We start from the raw sequence: 21255 nt of genomic DNA, 5'->3' as shown, positions 1-21255 counted from the left end.
TCGCAGCGATCAGCGCCCTTCGATCTTCAAGTCGCCGAAGGTGACGCTCTGGGTCATCGGGCGGGCCAGGAATTCGTGCGGGAAGCCGAGGTCCACCGCGCTGGCCTGTTCGAGCCGGGCGAGCTGGTCGGCGTCGAACTCCACCTCGAGTGCGCCGAGGTTGTCCACCAGTTGCGCCGCGGTGCGCGCGCCGATGATCGGTGCGGTGACCGCGGGGTCGCGCAGTGTCCAGGCCAGGGCGACCTGCGAGGGCGTCCGCCCGATTTCGGTGGCGACCCGCTTGACCACCTCGGCGATGGCCAGACCGCGTTCGGTGAGCGAGCCGTTGGCGGCGGCCACGTTCTTGCGGCTGCCCTCGGGTGAGCTCTCCGCCTCGTGGGCGAGATCGGCGCGGCTGTACTTGCCGGTGAGCACGCCGCTGGCCAGCGGAGACCACGGGACCACGCCGAGGCCCAGTTCGCGCGCCATCGGGATGAGGTCGCGTTCGACGGTGCGCTCGATCAGGCTGTACTCGATCTGCAGCGCGATCAGCGGTGACCAGCCGCGCAGGTCGGCGATGGTCTGCATCCGGGCGACCTGCCAGGCCGGGGCGTCGGAGATGCCGACGTAGAGCACCTTGCCCGAGCGCACCAAATCGTCCATCGCGCGCAGGATTTCCTCGACCGGGGTCAGGAAATCCCAGGCGTGCAGGTAGAGCAGATCGATGTAGTCGGTGTTCAGCCTGCGCAAGCTGGCCTCGACCGAGCCGACCATGCTCTTGCGCTGATTGCCACCGGAATTCGGGTCGCCCGGTCGGCGCAGCATGGTGTATTTGGTGGCCAGCACCAGACTTTCGCGGTTGTCCGCGGTGAATTCGCCGAGCAGTTGCTCGGAGGTGCCGTTGGTGTACTGACTGGCCGTGTCGATGAAGTTGCCACCGCGCTCGACGTAGGTGTCGAAGATCTTGCGGGCTTCGTCCCGGTCCGCGCCCCAGCCCCAATCGGCGCCGAAGGTCATGGTTCCCAAGGACAGTGGAGACACCCGAAGGCCCGAGCGGCCGAGCAGCCGATAGGTGTCGAGGGTGCGAGCTCCGGACATGTCCAACTCCTTGTGTTTCGCGATGCCGTGTTGTCGATACACAGTGTTCGGCGGCGCGCGAGTCCCAGTAAGGGAAGCTTCTTCCTGGGAAAGCCGGTCCTAGGCAGCCGTAGGATCGATGACGATGACTGGCACGGTGAATTCGGCCCAGCGCCGCGAGTTCAGGCCCGGAGGCGGCAGCGCGCGTGACCACGCAGGGCCCGGGAGTGGCGCAAATCCCACTCAGCGCCGCGAGCTCAGGCCCGGAGGCGGCAGCGCGCGTGACTGCGCAGCGGCGGGGAGCGGTACGGATCGAGTGCAGGAGATGGGCGCGTTCCTCCGGGCCCGCCGGGAGCGGCTGACGCCGGACGATCTGGGCTTGCCGCAGCGCAGGCAGACCCGCCGGACGCCTGGGCTGCGGCGGGAAGAGGTGGCCGAGCTCGCTGGCGTGAGCACCGATTACATCGTGCGGTTGGAACAGGGGCGTGGCCTGCGGCCGTCGGTGGAGGTCTTGCACGCGCTGGCGCGGGCGTTGCGCCTGAATGACGACGAGCGCGCCTATCTGTTCGATCTGGCCCGGCAGCGGCAGCCGGACAGCGGCAAGCCGAGCACGGTGCCCGCGCCCGCGCTGGCGATGCTGGTGTGCGATCTGTCGCCGCTGCCCGCGATGCTGGTGAACCACCGCTACGACATCCTGGCCTGGAATCGGGAGATGGCGGCGTTGATCACCGACTTCGGCGCCCTGCCGCAGCGGCAGCGCAACTCCATGTGGTTGTGCCTGCTCGACCCTGGCCTGCGGGATTTCTATGTCGAGCGCGAACGCATCATCCGTGAGGGCATCGCGGATCTGCGCGCGGCCTGGGCCGCGCACCCGGACGACCGGGCATTGGCCGACCTGATCGCCGAGTTCACCGCCTCCAGCGCCGAGTTCGAGCAGGCCTGGGCCCGCCACGACGTGCGGGTACAGGGGCGGGGGAACAAACCGTTGCGGCACCCGGTGGTGGGTCCGCTGGTCGTCAGCTACGAGGTGTTGATGCCCGTGCAGGACCCCGACCAGCGGATCATCATCTACCGCGCCGCGGACGCCGACTCCCAAGCGGCACTCGACCGGCTCGTCGCCGGCCTGGATGCACCTTGATCAGGGCTATTCGGCGGAACTCAGCACCAGTTCCCCGTCGTCGTCCGCGTCCTCGTAGCGGCCTTCCCACTCCTCGTAGGGGGGCACGTCCTCGTCCCGCGTGACGATCCACTCCAACGAGTAACCGCCGTCGTCGTCGGGAACCAGCACATTCTCGATCTTCAGTCCGAATCCGAGCACCTCGGCCGCGCGGATCACGTCCGGCAGATCCTCGGCGCGAACGACCGTCTGATTGGCATACACGGTTACCATGCGCCGAATGGTAGCTGGAACCTCTGACACGGCGCGGGCCGAATGCCCAAACCCTGGGTGAAGGTGTCGGGCACGACAAAAGCCGCCATGGTCATCGTGGCCACGGCGGCTGCGTCACAGCGGGCGGTACCGGCGCGCGGTACCGGGTGGATCAGAGCTTGTTGAGGGCCAGCGCCAGAGCGGACTTCTTGTTGGCGGCCTGGTTGGCGTGGATGACGCCCTTCGAGGCAGCCTTGTCCAGCTTGCGGCTGGCGAACTGCAGGCGCTCGGCAGCGGCGTCCTTGTCGCCCGCGGCAGCGGCCTCGCGGAAGCTGCGGATGGCGGTGCGCAGGGCGGACTTGACCGACTGGTTGCGCTTGCGCGCCTCCTCGTTGGTGCGGATCCGCTTGAGCTGGGACTTGATGTTGGCCACGCCTGTTCCTCGTGTTCCTGTCTGGTGAGTCTGTCCTGGGAAAGTTCGCCGAGCGCGCGACACACCCGGAGTGATCGGGTAACGCAGCGCCGAAGATCGAGGGTACCAGCCGCCGTCCGGCGCACGAAATCGACACCGGACCGGAGGCGGCGCGATCCACCCCCGATGTTGTTGTAGAGATCACCCGACTCGCGTAGCGTCTCGAAGCGACCGTCGCTGTCGAGCGGCTCTGTTGTCGAAGCGGTACCACGACCCGTCCGAGCGCATGTCTGGAACGCGGAAGGTGGACAGATGTCTCCTACGGCCCAGGAAGTCGTCGAAGAGGCTGTCGAGAACAAACCGATTCCCGAGAGCAAGAAATGGGGCGCCGAGGCGCTGGGCACTTTCGTCCTGGTGATCGGCGGCGTCGGCACCGCGGTGCTGGCGGGGGAGAAGGTCGGTCCGCTTGGCGTCGCGCTGGGCTTCGGTCTGTCGCTGATGTTCCTCGTCTACTCGATCGGGCCGATCTCGGGCTGCCACGTCAACCCGGCGGTGACCGTGGGGCATCTGCTGCTCGGCAGGCTCAGCGGCGTGTCCGCGGCGGGGTACGTGATCGCGCAGCTGATCGGCGGACTGCTCGCCGGTCTGGTGCTGTTCGCGCTGGCCAAGAACTTGCCGTCGTACGACCGGTCGGTCGACGGGCTCGGCGCGAACGGGTGGGGCGAGCACAGCCCGGCGGCGATCCGCGGGCCGCTCGGCGAGGTGGTGGTGCAGAACGGGTTCGGTTTGGCCGCGATGATCATCGTCGAGGTGATGTTGACCGCGCTGCTGGTGTTCGTGGTGCTGTCCTCGACCGACCAGATCTCCGACGTGCCGCTGGCCGGTCTGTCCATCGGCGTGACGCTGGCGGTGATCCACCTGGTGTCGATTCCGGTGGACAACACCTCGGTCAACCCGGCCCGCAGTCTCGCCGTGGCGCCCTACCAGGACGGGGCGATGGGGCAGGTCTGGGCGTTCATCGTGTTCCCGTTGATCGGCGGCGCGCTCGGCGCGTTGCTGTACGGCCTGCTGTACGGCCGCTCCCGCGAAATGATCTCCTGACCGGCTGCACCGGAACGTTTCGAGGTCAGCCCGCCGTCCGCTCCCGCGGCCCGGTGCACACCGGGGTGATCAGCGCCGGGATGGGGAACAGCAGAACAGGTGGGGCACCACATCCGCACCCTCAGTGCCAGGCGTATTCGGCGCAGAGCCGGTGGGCGACCAAGTCGAAGGTCTTGCGTGGCAGGATGGCGCCCTCCCGGCGGATGCCCGCCTCGGGCACATCGAGCACCCGATCGAGCCGCACCCAGCTCGGGCGGCCGTCGTGGTCCCACGACCCACTGCCGATGCCGATCCAATTGCGGTCGAAGGCACGCTCCGGATTCGACGACAACATCAGGCCGAGCAGCGTGCGACGGTCGCGGCCGACCACCAGCACCGGCCGGTCCTTGCCGTTGCTCGGGTCCTCTTCGAACGGCACCCACGTCCAGACGATCTCCCCGGGATCGGCGCGCCCGTCCAGCTGCGGCGAGTAGACGATCTGCCGCGCCCGCTCGGCGGTCGGGACCGGAACCGACGCGGCGGGCCGCACCGAGACCCGGCCGGGCGCGCGCCGCTGAGCCAGCGATCCCACCAGCCGATCGACCAGTCTCGGCCCCTGCTGCTTGACGATCTTGGGACCCTGCTGCTGAGCGATGAGACCGATCTGCTTGCCGAGGGAGTTCCAACTTCGGGCCATCTCTGGAGAATAACGGCGCGCCCGCCGCATATCACCCGCCCGTGATCCGCTGTGTCGCCAGGCCATCTTCGATCCGAGCAGCCCACGAAGTCGGACGGCCGCGCCCACCCGGACCGAGCAGACGAATGTCGTCGGGAAAGACGAACAGCGCGTCGATGCTCAGGGCGACGATCGCCGCCGAAACATTCGATGCGCCCGGCGATGGGGGCAGCGCAGCGCGTCAGACGCTGCACACGACTGTCGCGGCCCACCTCTCTGTCCATGGCCTCAACGCTGTCCCCGCGCAAGCCCGTGCCAGAGGGGCTGGTAAACACTCCCGCCGGTAACAACAAGCCCGCCGCTCACCCACCCTCTCAGCCCACCGGGTGCGAGTCTTACGAGCACCGTTCGCGGCCCGTCTCGCGTCCGAGCGACCGAAGCGCATGCGACATTGTCGCGAGTCTCGCCGCTGGGAGCGAGCCTCTCGGCGCGGCGAATCAGCGTTGCCCGACGACCACCGCGGCCTACTTCTGCGGTCATGCCTGGACGTCGTGGCCCGCCCCGGCTCGTGTCACGCCTGCCGGTAAACAACAAGCCCGCCACTCACCCACCCTCTCAGCCCACCGGGTGCGAGTCTTACGAGCACCGTTCGCGGCCCGTCTCGCGTTCGGGCGACCGAAGCGCATGCGCCGTAGGCGCGAGTCTCGGTCGCTCGAACGCGAGACTTCTCGGGGCCGTGAACACGCAGCGCCGCAGGCGCTGCAAAACAAACACAGCCGCCGTGAACACGCAGCGCCGCAGGCGCTGCAAAAACCAACACAGCAGCATGGGACGATGGACGGCAGTTTGCCGATACCCATGAGGAGTGGAGTGCCCGCCAGCTTCGCCGACACGACGTTCACCGATCCCGCCCGGATCCGGAACTTCTGCATCATCGCGCACATCGACCACGGCAAGTCGACGCTGGCCGACCGGATGCTGCAACTGACCGGTGTGGTCGAGGAGCGGCAGATGCGTGCGCAGTATCTGGACCGGATGGATATCGAGCGCGAGCGCGGCATCACCATCAAGGCCCAGAATGTGCGGCTGCCGTGGACGCCGCGGACCGGGGAGCACGCGGGCACCGATTTCGTGCTGCACCTCATCGATACGCCCGGTCACGTGGACTTCACTTACGAGGTGTCCCGTGCGCTGGAGGCGTGTGAGGGCGCGATCCTGCTGGTCGACGCCGCGCAGGGTATCGAGGCGCAGACGCTGGCCAACCTGTATCTGGCGCTGGACAAGGATCTGACGATCATCCCGGTGCTGAACAAGATCGACCTGCCCGCGGCGGACCCGGAGCGCTATGCCGCCGAGCTGGCGCACATCGTCGGGTGCGAGCCGTCGGACGTGCTGCGCGTCTCCGGCAAGACCGGCGAGGGCGTGCCGGATCTGCTCGACCAGGTGATCGCCCAGGTGCCGCCGCCGGTCGGGGACGCCGACGCCCCGGCCCGCGCGATGATCTTCGACTCGGTCTACGACACCTACCGCGGCGTGGTCACCTATGTGCGCGTGGTGGACGGCAAACTGACCCCGCGCCAGAAGATCAAGATGATGTCCACCGGCGCGACGCACGAGCTGCTGGAGATCGGCATCGTCTCCCCGGAGCCCAAGCCGACCGGGGGTCTCGGCGTCGGCGAGGTCGGCTATCTGATCACCGGCGTGAAGGACGTGCGCCAGTCCAAGGTCGGCGACACGGTGACCGGTGCGCGCGGCGGCGCGACCGAACCGCTCACCGGATATCGCGAGCCCCGTCCGATGGTGTACTCCGGCCTGTATCCGGTGGATGGATCGGATTATCCGGACCTGCGCGACGCGTTGGAGAAGTTGCAGCTCAACGACGCGGCGCTGACCTACGAGCCGGAGACCTCGGTGGCGCTGGGGTTCGGTTTCCGCTGCGGCTTCCTCGGCCTGCTGCACATGGAGATCACGCGCGAGCGCCTGCAGCGCGAGTTCGATCTGGATCTGATCTCGACCGCGCCGAACGTGGTGTACCGGGTGGAGATGGAGGACGGCGCGGAGCACGTGGTCACCAATCCGTCGTACTGGCCGGAGGGCAAGGTCCGTAAGGTTTTCGAGCCGGTGGTCAAGTGCACCATCATCTCGCCGAGCGAGTTCATCGGCTCGATCATGGAGTTGTGCCAGTCCCGCCGCGGTGAGCTCGGCGGCATGGACTACCTGTCCGAGACCCGGGTCGAGCTGCGGTACACGATGCCGATGGCGGAGATCATCTTCGACTTCTTCGACTCGTTGAAGTCGCGCACCCGCGGTTACGCGAGCCTGGACTACGAGGAGTCGGGTGAGCAGGAGTCGCAGCTGGTGAAGGTGGACATCCTGTTGCAGGGCGAGGCGGTGGACGCGTTCAGCGCGATCGTGCACCGCGACGCGGCCCAGGCCTACGGCCACAAGATGACCACCAAGCTGCGCGAGTTGATCCCGCGCCAGCAGTTCGAGGTGCCCATCCAGGCGGCGATCGGCTCGAAGATCATCGCGCGCGAGAACATCCGCGCCATCCGCAAGGACGTGCTGGCCAAGTGCTACGGCGGTGACATCAGCCGCAAGCGCAAGCTGCTGGAGAAGCAGAAGGAAGGCAAGAAGCGGATGAAGACGATCGGCCGCGTCGACGTCCCGCAGGAGGCCTTCGTTGCGGCGCTGTCCTCCGACGCCGCTTCGGACAAGCCGAAGGACAAGAAGTAGGCGGCTAGCCCGTCGCGCGCAGTCGCACGCGCAGGCGGGCGCCGCCGAGCGGGCTTTCGTCGAATTCGGCCGTGCCGGAATGCAATTCGGCCTGCTGGCGGACCAAGGCCAGGCCGAGGCCGGAGCCGGGGGAACCGGGGCCCTTCACGAAGCGGTCGAAGGCGTCGGCGCGCAGTGCCTCGGGCATGCCGCGGCCGTCGTCGTCGATGACGATCTCCACGTGGTCCTGCGCGGCGGACCGGGCGCTCACCAGGACGGTTTCGGCACGTCCGTGCTGCACGGCGTTGGCGACGGCATTGGTGACGATGAGCATGACGCCGCCCGGCAGGCCGGTCACGGTGACCGGGGCGCATTCGGCGAGTTCCACCCGGACCTCGGGGTGTCTGCGCCGCGCGTCGTGCACCGCCCGGTCGAGGATGTCGCAGAGGTCGAACGGTTCGAAGACGTCCGGTCCGGTGAGTTCGCCCACGGCCAGGCGTTCCAGGTCCGTGAGCGTGTTCTCGATCTGCTGCTCGGCGAAGAGCACCTCGGCCAGGATGGCCCCGCGCTGCCGTGCCGGAATCTCCTTGGTGGCCAGCACTTGCAGGTCGGTGCGCAGGGCGGTGAGTGGTGTGCGCAGCTCGTGCGCGCAGACCGTGGCGAAGTCGCGAGCGCCGGTCAGCGCGCGGTTGGTGGCGCGGTGGGCGGCCTCGAGCCGGGCCAGCATGCGGGTGATCGCGTCGGAGAGCTCCTCGGCTTCGCGCGCGCCGCGGCCCGACAGCGGCGGCAGTTGCTCCAAGGTGTCGATGCTGTGCGTGGCGTCGGCCAGCCTGCGCAGCGGGCGCGCGGCGAATCCGGCCAGGTACCAGCCGAGCAGCGCGGCCAGCAGCGCGCCCGCCACGCCGATGGCCAGACCGATGCGCTGGCTGCGCTGGATGGCCGCCGCCACGACGTCGCGATCGGGATCGAGCGCGACCAGCACGCCGGGCAGTCCGTCGACCCGGGCGAGCGCCGCGTCGCCCGGCACCCCGGGGCGATGAGCGTCCGCCGCGTCGGCGGGCGCCTGCTCGGGGGACAGTGTGGCCGCGGATGGCGGAACGGGTTGCGCGGTAGCGGCTTTCAAGGGCGGCGCGACGCGCACCGCCATCGAGGAGACGGTCTCGTCCAACTGGCGTTCGCCGGTGGCCCCGAGCAGGGCCGTGAAGGTGACCGTCAGGGTGAGCGCGACGAGCGCCGCGACCACCCCCGACACCACGGCCACCCGGGTGCGCAGTGACGGTGACCCGCTCATGGTTCCTCCCGGAGGACGAAGCCGACGCCGCGCACGGTGTGGATGACCCGGGGCGCGCCGTCGGCCTCCAGCTTGCGCCGCAGGTAGGAGACGAACACGTCGACGACGTTGGTGTCGGTGGGGAAGTCGTATCCCCAGACGGCGGACAGGATCTGCTCGCGGCCGAGCACGATCCCGGTGTGCTCGGCGAGCAGGGCGAGGACCTCGAATTCGCGCTTGGTGAGTTCCACCGGCCGGCCCGCGGCCAGTACCCGGTGTCCGGCCGGGTCGATGCGCACCTGGCCGACCGTACGCACCTCATCCGGCCGCTGCACCGGCTTCTGGCTGCGCCGCAGCAGCGCGTTCAGCCGCGCGACCAGTTCGCCGAGGTCGAACGGCTTGGTCAGGTAGTCGTCGGCGCCGCGCTCCAGGCAGGCGATCCGGTCGCTGACCGCGGTGCGCGCGCTGAGCACGCAGATGGGGATGTCGTTGCCCATCGCGCGCAGCGCGGTGACCACGCCGACGCCGTCGAGTTCGGGCAGGTTGACGTCGAGCACCATCGCGTCGGGCGTTGCGGTGCGGACCATGCTCAGCGCCGCCGCGCCGTCGGCCGCGGTGACGACCTCGAAATCGGAAAGTTCCAGTCCGCGCCGCAGTGACGCGAGGAGGCGGACCTCGTCGTCCACGACCAGGATTCGTTGTCCGGCCATGGCGTCAATCTAATCCCACGGTCCGGCCGGAAAGGCGGGTGCGACGAGCTTCGGCCGGGCGGTCGCGGCCCGGGCTCCGGGTCCTCCGGTTAATGCGCCCACGGCGTGGTCTCCTCCGCGTCGTTGCTGCCGAACGGGTGGTTCGCTGAATTCGACAGTAAGGCGCGGATCTTCAGCACTCCTCTGGCAACTCTTAGAGTTCTATTAGTTTTCCCCCGCGCGTTCGCCGCCGCCCGCCGCCGCGATCACGACGTTCGCGATCGGGCCTGGTAGCGCCGCGTATTCGGGACGGAGCGCGGTCCGGAAGCCCACCGGAAATAGGGCTTCCGATCCGGTAATTCGAATGGCAGGGTTGTGTTGCTCACCACGGTCGCATTCTCTACAGTCCTGGGGAATGTGACAGGGGAGTATTCCTGAAATACTGTTGGGTGATCTTCACTTGTCGGACCGGCGTGGTGAGGATGCTGGAGAACCGAGAGTGGAGCCTTCTATGACGCGTGATCTGCCCTTCGACGAAGACACCGAAGGGGCCGAGCGCGCCGGCGACACCGCCTACCGTGTCGCCACCGGTGTCGCGCGGGTCGCGCGGGCGGGCGCTTATGTCACCGGCGGGGCCCTGGTAGCCGCCAACGGCGGCGGTGTTCCCGCGCAGCCCGGCGAGTCCCGCCTCGACAGCTGGCAGACCGGCTGGGCGCACAACACCGATCCCGATCCGGACCAGCCGAGTCCGGTGATCACCTTCCCGGACCAGGTCGTCGAGCCTGCGCCGTTTTCCTCGCACGGCTCGAATGTCCCGGTCGCGCATGGGAATCCGGCGCCCGGCTCGCTTCCCACGCCCGGGTTCACCCTGCCGGGCGCCGGTGTCGGGCCCGCCGGATCGCTGCCCGCGTTCGGCGACGACTACAGCGGCACCGACGCCGGATTCCCGCTGCCGACCTTGCCCGGTGGCGACGCAGGCGGCCACGGGATGCACCTGCCCGGATACTCCGGCGGCGGTGTCCCCGGCCTGGGTGGCATCCCCGGCACGGACGGCGGTTCGGGGAACGGACTGACCATCCCGGGGACCGAGGGCAACGTGTCCAGCGGTATGCCGCTGCCCGGAGCCCGGCCGGACTCGGCGAACGAGCTCGACGCCCCCGGCGGGCACGGGTTCGGCCTGCCGGGCCACGGGCTCGGCCAAGCCGGGCACGGGTTCGGCCTGCCCGGGCCGAACGGTTTCGTCGCGCCCGGCTCCACCGTCTTCGACCTGCCCGGCAACAGTGGACTCGGTGCGGTGCAGCCGGTGGACGACGCGTTCGACGGTGTCGGTCAGGGCGGCGATCTCGGCATGTTCGTCGGCACGCAGTGGTCGGTCGACTTCGGGATCGGCCCGAACGGGATCTACTTCACCTCCGAGATGCAGGTCGACGTCGCGGCCGGGGACGTCGGCGACCAGCTCGACCAGTACACCGACTGGCTGGCCGACGGCATCCACGTGCCGGACGGCACCGAGCGCGCGGTCACCGAGACGAACGCGCCGGGCCACGGCCATCCCGGTCTGCTCGGCGGGCTCACGTCGCCGGGCACGTCCGGGACGCAGGCCGGCGTGGCGCAGTCCGCGTCGGCGGGAGTCGCGCAGCCGCATGCCGTCTCCGGCGTCGCGCAGCCGCTGGCCGCCTCGGCGCCGGTCGCGCCCGCCCCCGCTGCCGCGGTCGCGCCGGTCGCGTCGGTGGCTCCCGCCGCCCCGCCGCCTGCCGCCGCGCCCGCGGCGGTCGCCGCCGCTCCGGTGGTCGCGGTCACCCCGTTGCAGACCACGATCCAGCCCGATGCCGCTTCCACCCCGATCGCGAACGTGCTCGCCGCGCCGGAGGGTCCGTCCGTGCTGACCGCTCCGGCGGCGGCGGTCCCCGCGCTGTTCGACGCGGTGCGCCCGACGCCCGCGGTGAAGCCCACGCCGGTGACCGATCCGCAGCAGTCCCAGCCGACGCAGCCGTCCACGCCGACGGCTCCGACGACAATCGTGAAGACCACGCCGACGCCGAGCGTGCCGGGTGAGGTGACCACCCCGTCCGTGCCGAAGACGCCGGATCACGACGTCACGAAGCTCCCGGGCGCCACCACGCTGCCGCACGGGGGCGTCACCAACCCGCCGGACGCTCCCATCACGAAGACCCCGGGCGCGACGGTCACGCAGCCCCCCGCGCCGACGAACGGCTCGACCACCCCGGACGACGACGTGACGACACCGGGCGGCGTCACCGGCCGCCCCAGCACCGGTGGCACCTCGCACAGCAATTACCCGACCGACGACGTGCCGACGCACAACTTGCCGACCGACGACGTGCCGACCGTGAGCAGGCCGTCGCAGCCGACGTACACCGCGCCGGACCAGCCGACCTACAGCGCACCGGCGCACGCGCCCACCGTCGAGCCGCACACTCCGGTGGCACCGGCGCCGGTGGTGCCCGCGCCCACCCAGGCGCCGATCAAGCCGCAAGTGATCGACCCGAAGCCGCAAGGGATCTCGGCGCCGATGACAGCCGACACCTCGATGGTCGCCGAGCACGGCTACGACCACTCCGGACTGACGTCGGCCTCCTACAGCGGTCTCTCGAGCGGGTTGCTGCCGGACTCGGCCATCGCGGGTATGCACCACCAGCCGTCGGATTTGTCGGACGTCTCGCTGATGTAGCAGGCGCGAGAGGTCGGCGAGGACTGCGGAGCGTCCGCAGGGGGTACCAAACCAGAGTCACCGAGAGTAAGGAGGAGGGTTGTCTGCCGCTGCCGGGCTGAAGGCTGCGACGGTGAAACATCCGGACGCGATGGCCCCGCTCATTCGAATCCTCGACGAGTTGCGGAAGACGGCCCGATCCGCGGGACGCGACGACCTCGGCAGCCGACTGAGTATGGTCCGCGCCAGGGTGAGTGATCCCCGGGTCCGGCTCGTGGTCGTCGGCCCTCCGAAGAACGGCATGAGCACGCTGGTCAACAGCCTGGTCGGTGCCTCGGTCAGTGCGACGAACAGCGATCTGAGCGTCCCGGTGATCGTCGAGTACGGCCCCGAGCCGACCGCGACGCTGGTGCGGCAGACCGAGTACGGCCGCACCGAACGTCAGTCGGTCGATCCGCTCGATCCCGGTCCGGCGCTGGCCACCCAGGGTGTCGTCCGCGCCGAGTTCACCCAGCCGAGTCCGCTGCTCGCCGACGGTGTCGTGGTCATGGACGCCCCGGGCGCGCTCGGCGACAACCGCACCACCTGGTCGATGATCGCCGCCGCCGACGCCGTGCTCTACGTCGGCGACGCGAGCGCCGAGCTGACCATGGAGCAGATCGCCGAATTGCAGCGCATCCAGCGGATCTGCCCGACGGTGGTCTGCGTGCTGAACAAGATCGATGTCTATCCGCACTGGTCGCACACCCAGCAGCGCAATCGGGAACTGCTCGACTCGGCGGGGCTCGGTTTCGCGGTGGCGCCGGTGTCGGCGGAGTTGCACCGGCAGGCCGGGTTGACCGGTGACTATCAGCGCGACATCGAATCCGGCGTGCCGCAGCTGATCGATCACCTGCGCGACTACGTGGTCGCCCGCGCCGACGCGGTGGCACTGGAAGCCGCCGTCCAGGACATCCGCCTGGTCTGCGATCACCTGGCGCTGTCGCTGCGCACCGAGGCCGAGGCGCTGCGCGATCCGCGCCGCCGGGCCGAGATCACCGACCAGCTCGTGCGCGCCCGCGACGAGGCCGACCAGTTGCGCCAGCGCACCGCGAACTGGCAGGTCACCCTGGTCGACGGCGCGACGGAGCTGATGGCCGACATCGAGCACGATCTGCGCCACCGGTTGCGCAGCCTCATCCGCGACGCCGAGGCCGAGATCGCGCAGACCGATCCGGCGCGCCGGTGGAAGGATTTCGGGGCCGATCTGGACGCGCGCATCTGCGAGGCGGTCGAGGAGAACTTCGCCGTGGCGCACTACCGCTCGATGGAGCTGTGCGAGCAGGTGGCCGCCAAATTCCCGGCCGACAACCGCGCCGCGCCGCTACCGGACCTGCGCTTGGACAACCCCGGTGAGGTGCTCGAGGCGGTGCAGCCCTTGGAGCCGCTGGAGAGCGCCAAAGCGGGGGTGACCCAGCAGTTCCTCACCGGTCTGCGCGGCTCCTACGGCGGCATCCTGATGGTCGGTCTGGCCACCAGCCTGCTGGGCATGTCGCTGGTGAACTGGTATTCGGCGGGCGCGGGCGTGCTGCTGGGCGTCAACGCGTTGTGGGACGACCGCAAGAACCGCAAGCTGCGCCGCCGCGCCGAGGCCAAGGTGGCGGTCGCCCGCCTGATGGACGACGTGATCTTCCAGGTCGGCAAGGAGTCGCGCAACCGCCTGCGCGCCATGCAGCGGGTGCTGCGCGACCACTTCACCGACATCGCGACCGAGGTTTCCCGTAGCGCGGACGAGGCGCTGCGCTCGGCCGAGGAGAACTACGGCAAGTACGGCGACCACGCACCGGAGCGGATCGCCGACCTCGAGGCGCGGCTGGGGAAACTGCGGGTGCTGCGCGAGGAGGCCGACGGGCTGGTCCCCGCGTAGGCCGGTCGCCGGGTCAGACCGGATGACCCTGCGGCGTATGCGCGGGCTGGAACCGGCCCGCGTGCCGGGAATCCTCGGCGCGGATCACGTGGGTCACGGCGTTGATCAGCGCGAGGTGGGTGAACGCCTGCGGGAAGTTGCCGAGGTGGCGGCCGCTGCGCGGATCGATCTCCTCGGCGTACAGCCGCAGCGGGCTCGCGAAGCCGAGCAGGCGTTCGCACAGATGCCGGGCACGCTGGATCTCCCCGATCTCGACCAGCGCGGAGACCAGCCAGAACGAGCAGATGGTGAACGCGCCTTCTTCGCCGCTCAAGCCGTCGTCGGTGGTCTCCGTGCGGTACCGCAGCACCAAGCCGTTCTCGGTGAGCCGGTCGGCGATGGCCAGCACGGTGGCGCGCACGCGTTCGTCCTCGGGCGGCAGGAAGCGGGTGAGCACCACCAGCAGCAGCGAGGCGTCCAGTGTGTCGCCGCCGTAGACCTGGGTGAACACGCCTTCGGAGTTGACACCGTTGGCCAGGACGTCGGCCTTGATCTCCTCCGCGATCGCGTACCACTCGCCTGCGTGCTCGTACTGACCGTGCAGCTCGGCGAGTTTCGCGCCGCGGTCAAGGGCCACCCAGCACATCACCTTGGACGAGGTGAAGTGCTGCGGCTCGCCGCGCACCTCCCAGATGCCCCGGTCGGGGTCCTGCCAGTGCTCGATGGCGGCGTGCACTTGGCGGACCAGCAGCGGCCACAGGGTCTCCGGCACCTGCTGGCGCGACTTCACGTGCAGGTACACCGCGTCGAGCATGGTGCCCCAGATGTCGTGCTGGTTCTGCTGGTAGGCGTTGTTGCCGACGCGCACCGGCCGGGAATTGTCGTAGCCGCTGAGGTGATCGAGGATGAACTCGTCGAGCTGCCGTTCGCCGCCGATGCCGTAGAGCACCTGCAGCGGAACCGGTTCGCCGTTGTCGCCGGTGGTCGCGTCGTTGAGGAACGCGAAGAAGTCGTCGGCCTCCCGGTCCAGGCCCAGCGTGTACAGGCCCCACAGCGCGAAACTGGAATCGCGCACCCAGGTGTAGCGGTAGTCCCAGTTGCGTTCCCCGCCGGGGGTTTCCGGCAGGGAGTTGGTCGCGGCCGCCATCAGCGCGCCGGTCGGCGCGTAGGTGAGGCCCTTGAGGGTGAGCGCGCTGCGCTGCAGGTAGTTGCGCCACGGGTGATCGGGGAATTTGCCGAGCGTGATCCATTGGCGCCAGCATTCGGTGGTCTGCCACATCTTGTTCGCGGCCTCCTCGAAGGTGCGCGGCGCGGGCAGCTCCGACCAGGTGAGCGCGACGAAGACCTCGTCGCCCTCCGTCATCCTGGTGCGAGCGCGCGCTTCCCGGCCCTCCAGGCCGAGGCGCAGATCCGTGGTGAGCACCAGCGTCGGACCCGCGCTCGGATCGTCGCTGCGCACCGCGGTGGCCTCCTCGTACACCTTGCCGGTGTACTCCCAGCGGGCGGTGGCCCGGTGGAAGTCGAACGCGGGCTCGCAGCTCATCTCGAGCTCCACGGTGCCGTTCACGCATTTCACCGTGCGCAGCAGCAGGTGCTCGGCATCCCAGTCCATCGGGGTGCGCCGATGGGTCTTGCTGCGCTGATCGTTGTTGTGCCAACGCCCGAGCACCAGGGCGTCGCGCACGATCAGCCACCCCGTGCCGGTCTGCCAGGTGGTCTCCAGGATCATCCCGCCGGGCAGGTAGCGGCGAGCGGCGGGCACGTTGACGCCGTAGGGCCCGAGCCGGAAGTGGCCTGCGCTGCGGTCCAGGACGGCTCCGAAGACGCTCGGCGAATCCGGGCGCGGCACACACATCCACTCCACCGCACCGTTGCTGGCGACGAGGCAGTTGGTCTCGCAGTCGGAGAGGAAGGCGTAGTCGTCGATCGGCGGGTAGGCGCCGCGACGGTGCGGTTCGGACAGGCTGGTCGGCTCGGACAGGCTCGTCGGCAGGCCGTCGGAGTCGTTCAGGGTGAGGTCATCGGAGGACGCCATACCCCATCTTCGGGCCGATGCGCGCCCGGCGTCCACCGCTCGGCGCCGCCCGTCGGCCGCCGCGGCCGGCGGTCCGGTGGGGCCGGCCGCCGGACCCACTAGGCTGGAGTCGTGCATCGCATCGCAGGATGGTGGGACGGCTTCGAGCTGTGGGTGGCGGGACTGCCGTTCATCCCGCAGTTCCTCGTCGTCCTTGTCGGCATGGTCCCGATCAGCTTCGCCATCGCCTATGGGCTCGATCGGGTGCTGCGTGCCGTGCTGCGCATGCGGGATCGCCGGTACGGCGGCCAGCGCGCGCCGGTGCGGCCCGTTCCGGCCGGTGCGGCGGCGATGCTCGAGCCCGAGCCGGTCGCCGAAGGCCGCACCCCCGTGCAGAGCGGGGCGCACTGATGCCTCGTTCGCGAGTCCAGCTCGCCCTCCTCGCCCTGCTCGCGCTCATCGTCGTCGCCTGGCTGATCACCCGCTGACGCGCACCTGCCGAGTTCGCCCGGTGCGGTCGGCTCGCGCCGCTCCGCCGGTCGCCGAACATCGCGACGGCACATGGGCGACGTGCTCGCCGCCGTGGCCGGTATGCCCAGCGTGGGCAGCATCACAGCGAGCCGCCGGTGACCGTGAGATAACCAAGCGGTGCGATCGGCGGGATGGGTCCGAGTGCGGGTACCCAGGCCGGGGAACTCGGCGCGTAGACGATCCCGGCCGCTGGCCATCGGATGAAACCCGCCTCTTCCTGCGACTCTTCGATTCGAACTCCGTCCTCCGCTCTGATAAAGTCTGCCCGTGTCTTCGAGCGCCGTCCCGCAGGTCCGCCATGAATTGGCGTTGATTGCTGTCGGCGATCTCGCGGTCGCGGACATCTACTGTCGCTGATCGGCAACCGGGCACATCCGCGTCTCGTTTCGCAGCAGACTGGCGCGCTTCTCGCGGATATGCCCCTCTCCCCGGCGGCCCGTTGGGCCGATAGTCGCGCTGCTGCCGGATCGCTCGACCGGCAGGTCTGCTGAACCGAATAGATTGTCGCCCGCCACCGATGTATTACCGGACAACTGGCGGTCCGTACGAAAGGTCCACCCCGATGGCTCGCAAATCTTGGCTTTCGCCGCGTCGGCGCTACAGCGCCGTTGCCCTCGCCGCACTCGCCGCGGTCGCGCTAACCGCGTGCGGCGGTGGAGCCAGCGACACGGTCGGGGGAGACAATTCCGACGGCAGCGGCGGCACCCTCAATCTCTACGCCTACGCCGTGCCGAAGCCCGGCTTCGACAAGGTGATTCCCGAGTTCAACAAGACCGAGCAGGGCAAGGGCGTGCAGATCCAGCAGTCCTACGGCGCCTCCGGCGACCAGTCCCGCAAGGTGAAGGACGGCGCCGAGGCCGACGTGGTGAACTTCTCGGTCGAGCCGGACATCACCCGCCTCGTCGACGCGGGCCTGGTGGACGCGAGCTGGAACGCCGATGCCACCAAGGGAATCCCGTTCGGCTCGGTGGTCGCTATCGTCGTGCGCAAGGGCAACCCCAAGGGCATCAAGGATTGGGACGACCTTCTGAAGCCGGGCATCGAGGTGGTCACCCCGAACCCGTTCAGCTCCGGTTCGGCCAAGTGGAACCTGCTCGCGCCCTACGCGGCCAAGAGCGACGGCGGCAAGAACCCGCAGGCCGGCCTGGACTACCTGAGCAAGCTGGTCTCCAACGAGCACGTGAAGGTGCAGCCGAAGTCCGGCCGTGAGGCGACCGAGACCTTCTTGCAGGGCACCGGCGACGTGCTGCTGAGCTACGAGAACGAGGCGATCTTCGCCGAGCGCAACGGCGATCCGATCGAGCACATCGTCCCGCCGGTCACGTTCAAGATCGAGAACCCGGTCGCGGTGCTGAAGAACAGCAAGAACCAGCAGAAGGCCGTCGCCTTCCGCGATTTCCTGTTCACCGCCGAAGGTCAGAAGGCCTGGGCCGACGCGGGCTTCCGTCCGGTCGACCCGAAGGTCGCCGCCGATTACGCCAAGGACTTCCCGGCCCCGCAGAAGCTGTGGACGATCGCCGACCTCGGCGGCTGGAAGACCGTGGACAAGGAACTGTTCACCGCGAACACCGGCTCGGTAGCGGTGATCTATGACAACGCGACCAAGTGACCGGGTGACCCCCGTTACACGGGATACTGGACGACTGTGACGAACAGCAGTAGCGCCGGGACCGCGCAGGCGGACGGTCCCGGCGTCTCCGACGCCGCGCGCCAGGGCCGCCGCTGGAACTGGTCATGGCTGCGCGTGACCGGCTCGGTGGGCCCGCTGGGCATCGCCACCGCCGTGCTGTGGCTGAGCATCATCGTGTTGCTGCCGCTGGCGGCGCTCACCGTGACGAGCTTCGAGGACGGCTGGTCCGGCTTCGCCGACGCCGTCACCGCGCCCGCCGCGCTGGACTCGCTGCGCATCACCGTGCTGGTCTCGGTGGTGGTGGCGCTGATCAACGTGGTGATGGGCACGCTGATCGCCTGGGTGCTGGTCCGCGACCACTTCCCCGGCAAAGGCATCGTCAACGCGCTGATCGACCTGCCGTTCGCGCTGCCGACGATCGTGGCCAGCATCGTGCTGCTGTCGCTGTACGGGCCGCAGAGCCCGATCGACATCCACCTCAACGCGACCCAGCCGGGTCTGGTGGTGGCGCTGGCGTTCGTCACGTTGCCGTTCGTGGTGCGTTCGGTGCAGCCGGTGCTGATCGAGGCCGATCGGGAGGTCGAGCAGGCGGCGCTGTCGCTGGGGGCGAACAACTGGACCACCTTCCGCCGGATCGTGCTGCCCGCGCTGACGCCCGCGATCATCAGCGGGGGCGGCTTGGCCTTCGCCCGCGCGATCGGTGAATACGGTTCGGTGGTGCTGATCGGCGGCGCGATTCCGCGCAAGACCGAGATGGCCTCCCAGTACATCCAGAAGCAGATCGAGATCGACCGGCCGGTGAACGCGGCGGCCGTGTCGGTCGCGCTGCTGGCCATCTCGTTCGCGACGCTGCTGGTGCTGCGGCTGCTCGCCGAACGCAGCGCGCGCAAGGAGCAGTCGACCCGATGACGAACAACCGCGCAGCGCTCCCCGCGTCGCCGGGGAGCGGGCATTCCCACGGGACGGAGCGAGCCCGATGAGACTGCATCCGTTGACCCGCGTCTCGTTGCGGACGGTGGCGCTCGGCTACCTGTTCGTGCTGCTGGTCCTGCCGCTGATCATCATCCTGTACCGCACCTTCGAGCGGGGGGTGGGCGCGTTCGTCGACTCGATCACCACGCCCGCGGCGATCTCGGCGTTCCAGCTGTCCGTTCTGATCGTGGCGATCGTGGTACCGGTGAACGTCGTCTTCGGCATCGTGACGGCGCTCGCGCTGGTGCGCGGAAAGTTCCCTGGCCGCAATCTGGTCCAGGGCATCGTCGACCTGCCGTTCGCGGTCTCGCCGGTGGTGGTCGGCGTCTCGCTGATCCTGCTCTGGGGCGTGGGCGGCTGGTTCGGCGGCTTGGAGGATGTCGGTTTCAAGGTCATCTTCAACCTGCCGGGCATGGTGATCGCCACCATCTTCGTCACGCTGCCGTTCGTGGTGCGCGAGGTCGAGCCGGTGCTGCACGAGATCGGCGACGACCAGGAGCAGGCCGCGGCCACCCTGGGCGCGTCCAAGTGGCAGACGTTCTGGCGGATCACGCTTCCCGCGATCCGGTGGGGCCTGACCTACGGCGTGGTGCTCACCGTGGCCCGCGCCCTGGGCGAGTTCGGCGCCGTGATCATGGTGTCCTCCGCGCTGCCCGGCAAGTCGCAGACGCTGACGCTGCTCGTGCACGGCCGCTACATCAACGACCACAACACCTTCGGCGCCTACTCCGCCGCGACCTTGCTCATGGGCATCGCCCTCGTCACCCTTCTGCTGATGACCCTCCTGGAAAGTAAGCGGGGCGCCAAGTGATCACCGTGACCAACGCGAACAAGAACTACGGTACGTTCGCGGCCCTCGACAACGTGACCATCGACATACCCTCCGGCGAGCTCACCGCGCTGCTCGGCCCCTCCGGTTCGGGCAAGTCGACGCTGCTGCGCTCGATCGCCGGGCTGGAGTCGCTGGACTCCGGCGTGGTCAGCATCGCGGGACGCGATGTCACCCGGGTGCCGCCGCAGAAGCGCGACATCGGCTTCGTGTTCCAGCACTACGCGGCGTTCAAGCACATGACCGTGCGCGACAACGTGGCCTTCGGCCTGAAGATCCGCAAGCGCCCGAAGAACGAGATCGCCAAGCGGGTCGACGAATTGCTCGGCATCGTGGGACTCGACGGCTTCCAGCACCGCTACCCGGCGCAGTTGTCGGGCGGCCAGCGTCAGCGCATGGCGCTGGCCCGCGCGCTCGCCGTCGACCCGCAGGTGCTGCTGCTGGACGAACCGTTCGGCGCGCTGGACGCGAAGGTTCGCGCCGACCTGCGCACTTGGCTGCGCCGCCTGCACGAGGAGGTCCACGTGACCACCGTGCTGGTCACCCACGACCAAGAGGAGGCGCTCGACGTCGCCGATCGGATCGCGGTGATGAACAAGGGCCGCATCGAGCAGATCGGCACCCCGGAGGACGTCTACGACCGGCCCGCGAACGAGTTCGTCATGTCGTTCCTCGGCGCGGTGGCCCGGCTCAACGGACATCTGGTGCGGCCGCACGACATTCGCGTCGGCCGTGACCCCGGCATGGCGCTGGCCGAGCACGAGGGCACCGCGGAGTCCGCGGGGGTCACCAGGGCGACGGTCGAGCGCGTGGTCCATCTCGGTTTCGAGGTGCGCGTGGAGCTGCGCAACGCCGCGACCGGTGACCTGTTCGCCGCGCAAGTCACCCGGGGCGACGCGGAAGCACTGCGCCTGTCGGACGGGGAGACGGTCTACGTGCGTGCCACCCGGATCCCGGAATTGCCCACCACCAGCGAGTTGCGGGAGGCGGGCGCATCCGCGCTCCGGAAGGGGTAGTAACGCTGGGAGATTGCTGCGTTATCGGACATTTTAGGTGTGGGCAATCTTTCTCGGGCTGTGACGCGGTTGACCGCCGGGCCTGGGGGAGGCGCGGTCTACACCGCCTCCGTAACAGCGATCGACCCGGGCTCGGCGACCGGTGTCGGTGCCGCTGCCGACGCACGCTCGGCAGCTTTCCGATTCGGCTAATTTCGCGCACCATCCCGTGTGGGCTAGTCGCCGAAAGTCTCCGCATGTGGGAAGGCATCGACGATAGCGGTCCGTCGCGGAAGCGGGAAACCGGCAAACTTCCACCGGGCACCGTCTATCCCCGCGTGTCGCAAGGAAATCCGACTGGACGGCATGTGTAGTGCTGGCGGGCCAGGTGAGGGCGTCGCGGAGCCCGCACACGGCGCGCTCGCGGACAGGCGGCTTGCGGACAATCGGTTGTCCGGGCT

18 protein-coding genes are annotated in these 21255 nt (G+C 69.2%); 11 read left to right on the top strand and 7 right to left on the bottom strand.

Annotated features, from left to right (window positions below):
- Window positions 1-9: 9 nt before the first annotated feature.
- Window positions 10-1077, bottom strand: coding sequence for an aldo/keto reductase (locus HOV91_RS05985; protein ID WP_174184435.1), 1068 nt, complete (start codon window positions 1075-1077; stop codon window positions 10-12).
- 304 nt (window positions 1078-1381) lie between these two features.
- Between HOV91_RS05985 and HOV91_RS05980 the strand changes: the two genes are divergently transcribed.
- Window positions 1382-2194: a helix-turn-helix domain-containing protein gene (locus HOV91_RS05980; protein ID WP_174184434.1), complete on the top strand. Its 813-nt coding sequence runs from the start codon at window positions 1382-1384 to the stop codon at window positions 2192-2194.
- A 6-nt stretch (window positions 2195-2200) separates the two neighbouring features.
- Here the strand turns inward: HOV91_RS05980 and HOV91_RS05975 are convergent, their stop codons facing one another.
- Together HOV91_RS05975 and rpsT are read right to left on the bottom strand one after the other, a co-directional pair.
- Window positions 2201-2446 (bottom strand): hypothetical protein, encoded by a 246-nt coding sequence (locus HOV91_RS05975; protein WP_043688708.1) that lies wholly within the window; start codon window positions 2444-2446, stop codon window positions 2201-2203.
- Between the two features lie 151 nt (window positions 2447-2597).
- A complete protein-coding gene (gene rpsT / locus HOV91_RS05970) occupies window positions 2598-2858 on the bottom strand; it encodes a 30S ribosomal protein S20 (protein WP_174184433.1) in 261 nt (86 codons plus the stop codon).
- A 291-nt stretch (window positions 2859-3149) separates the two neighbouring features.
- Here rpsT and HOV91_RS05965 point away from each other — a divergent pair, with 291 nt between their 5' ends.
- Window positions 3150-3938, top strand: a complete 789-nt coding sequence (locus HOV91_RS05965) for an aquaporin (RefSeq protein WP_174184432.1) — start codon at window positions 3150-3152, stop codon at window positions 3936-3938.
- Between the two features lie 121 nt (window positions 3939-4059).
- Here HOV91_RS05965 and HOV91_RS05960 read toward each other — a convergent pair whose 3' ends face one another.
- Entirely contained in the window at window positions 4060-4614 is a 555-nt protein-coding gene (locus HOV91_RS05960; RefSeq protein WP_174184431.1) for a type II toxin-antitoxin system PemK/MazF family toxin, read from the bottom strand.
- Between the two features lie 813 nt (window positions 4615-5427).
- Between HOV91_RS05960 and lepA the strand changes: the two genes are divergently transcribed.
- Window positions 5428-7329 carry a translation elongation factor 4 gene (gene lepA / locus HOV91_RS05955; RefSeq protein WP_438822633.1) on the top strand — a complete coding sequence of 634 codons (1902 nt, stop codon included), beginning with the start codon at window positions 5428-5430 and terminating at the stop codon, window positions 7327-7329.
- A 4-nt stretch (window positions 7330-7333) separates the two neighbouring features.
- On the opposite strand, the gene HOV91_RS05950 is transcribed toward lepA, so the two are convergent.
- Complete coding sequence (locus HOV91_RS05950) at window positions 7334-8599, bottom strand: sensor histidine kinase (RefSeq protein ID WP_174184430.1); 1266 nt, start codon at window positions 8597-8599, stop codon at window positions 7334-7336.
- Window positions 8596-9288 carry a response regulator transcription factor gene (locus HOV91_RS05945; RefSeq protein ID WP_174184429.1) on the bottom strand — a complete coding sequence of 231 codons (693 nt, stop codon included), beginning with the start codon at window positions 9286-9288 and terminating at the stop codon, window positions 8596-8598. The genes HOV91_RS05950 and HOV91_RS05945 overlap by 4 nt, the downstream gene beginning before the upstream one ends.
- 490 nt (window positions 9289-9778) lie before the next feature.
- On the opposite strand from HOV91_RS05945, the gene HOV91_RS05940 reads away from it, so the two are divergent.
- Window positions 9779-11959, top strand: a complete 2181-nt coding sequence (locus HOV91_RS05940; RefSeq protein ID WP_174184428.1) for a hypothetical protein — start codon at window positions 9779-9781, stop codon at window positions 11957-11959.
- A 79-nt stretch (window positions 11960-12038) separates the two neighbouring features.
- Window positions 12039-13844, top strand: a complete 1806-nt coding sequence (locus HOV91_RS05935; protein WP_174184427.1) for a dynamin family protein — start codon at window positions 12039-12041, stop codon at window positions 13842-13844.
- Window positions 13845-13857: 13 nt separating this feature from the next.
- Here the strand turns inward: HOV91_RS05935 and HOV91_RS05930 are convergent, their stop codons facing one another.
- Window positions 13858-15858 (bottom strand): glycoside hydrolase family 15 protein, encoded by a 2001-nt coding sequence (locus HOV91_RS05930; protein ID WP_174184426.1) that lies wholly within the window; start codon window positions 15856-15858, stop codon window positions 13858-13860.
- 111 nt (window positions 15859-15969) lie between these two features.
- On the opposite strand from HOV91_RS05930, the gene HOV91_RS05925 reads away from it, so the two are divergent.
- The 6 genes from HOV91_RS05925 to HOV91_RS05905 all read left to right on the top strand — a co-directional run bounded on the left by HOV91_RS05925 (window position 15970) and on the right by HOV91_RS05905 (window position 20815).
- Window positions 15970-16248, top strand: coding sequence for a hypothetical protein (locus tag HOV91_RS05925; protein WP_174184425.1), 279 nt, complete (start codon window positions 15970-15972; stop codon window positions 16246-16248).
- Between the two features lie 387 nt (window positions 16249-16635).
- Window positions 16636-16725: an Ms4533A family Cys-rich leader peptide gene (locus tag HOV91_RS40765; RefSeq protein ID WP_312038717.1), complete on the top strand. Its 90-nt coding sequence runs from the start codon at window positions 16636-16638 to the stop codon at window positions 16723-16725.
- 205 nt (window positions 16726-16930) lie between these two features.
- The gene (locus tag HOV91_RS05920; protein ID WP_174184424.1) at window positions 16931-17977 is read left to right on the top strand and encodes a sulfate ABC transporter substrate-binding protein; all 1047 of its coding nucleotides are present in this window, start codon (window positions 16931-16933) and stop codon (window positions 17975-17977) included.
- A gap of 129 nt (window positions 17978-18106) precedes the next feature.
- On the top strand, window positions 18107-18907 hold the full coding sequence (gene cysT, locus HOV91_RS05915; RefSeq protein ID WP_174184477.1) for a sulfate ABC transporter permease subunit CysT: 801 nt from the start codon (window positions 18107-18109) through the stop codon (window positions 18905-18907).
- A 67-nt stretch (window positions 18908-18974) separates the two neighbouring features.
- Entirely contained in the window at window positions 18975-19781 is an 807-nt protein-coding gene (cysW, locus tag HOV91_RS05910; protein WP_174184423.1) for a sulfate ABC transporter permease subunit CysW, read from the top strand.
- Window positions 19778-20815, top strand: coding sequence for a sulfate/molybdate ABC transporter ATP-binding protein (locus HOV91_RS05905; protein ID WP_174184422.1), 1038 nt, complete (start codon window positions 19778-19780; stop codon window positions 20813-20815). The genes cysW and HOV91_RS05905 overlap by 4 nt, the downstream gene beginning before the upstream one ends.
- The last annotated feature ends 440 nt before the right edge of the window (window positions 20816-21255 follow it).

The organism is Nocardia barduliensis, assembly GCF_013315795.1.
GTDB lineage: Bacteria > Actinomycetota > Actinomycetes > Mycobacteriales > Mycobacteriaceae > Nocardia > Nocardia barduliensis.
The sequence above is the reverse complement of the archived record's forward strand: the minus strand, read 5'-3'. Positions and strand labels throughout refer to the sequence as shown.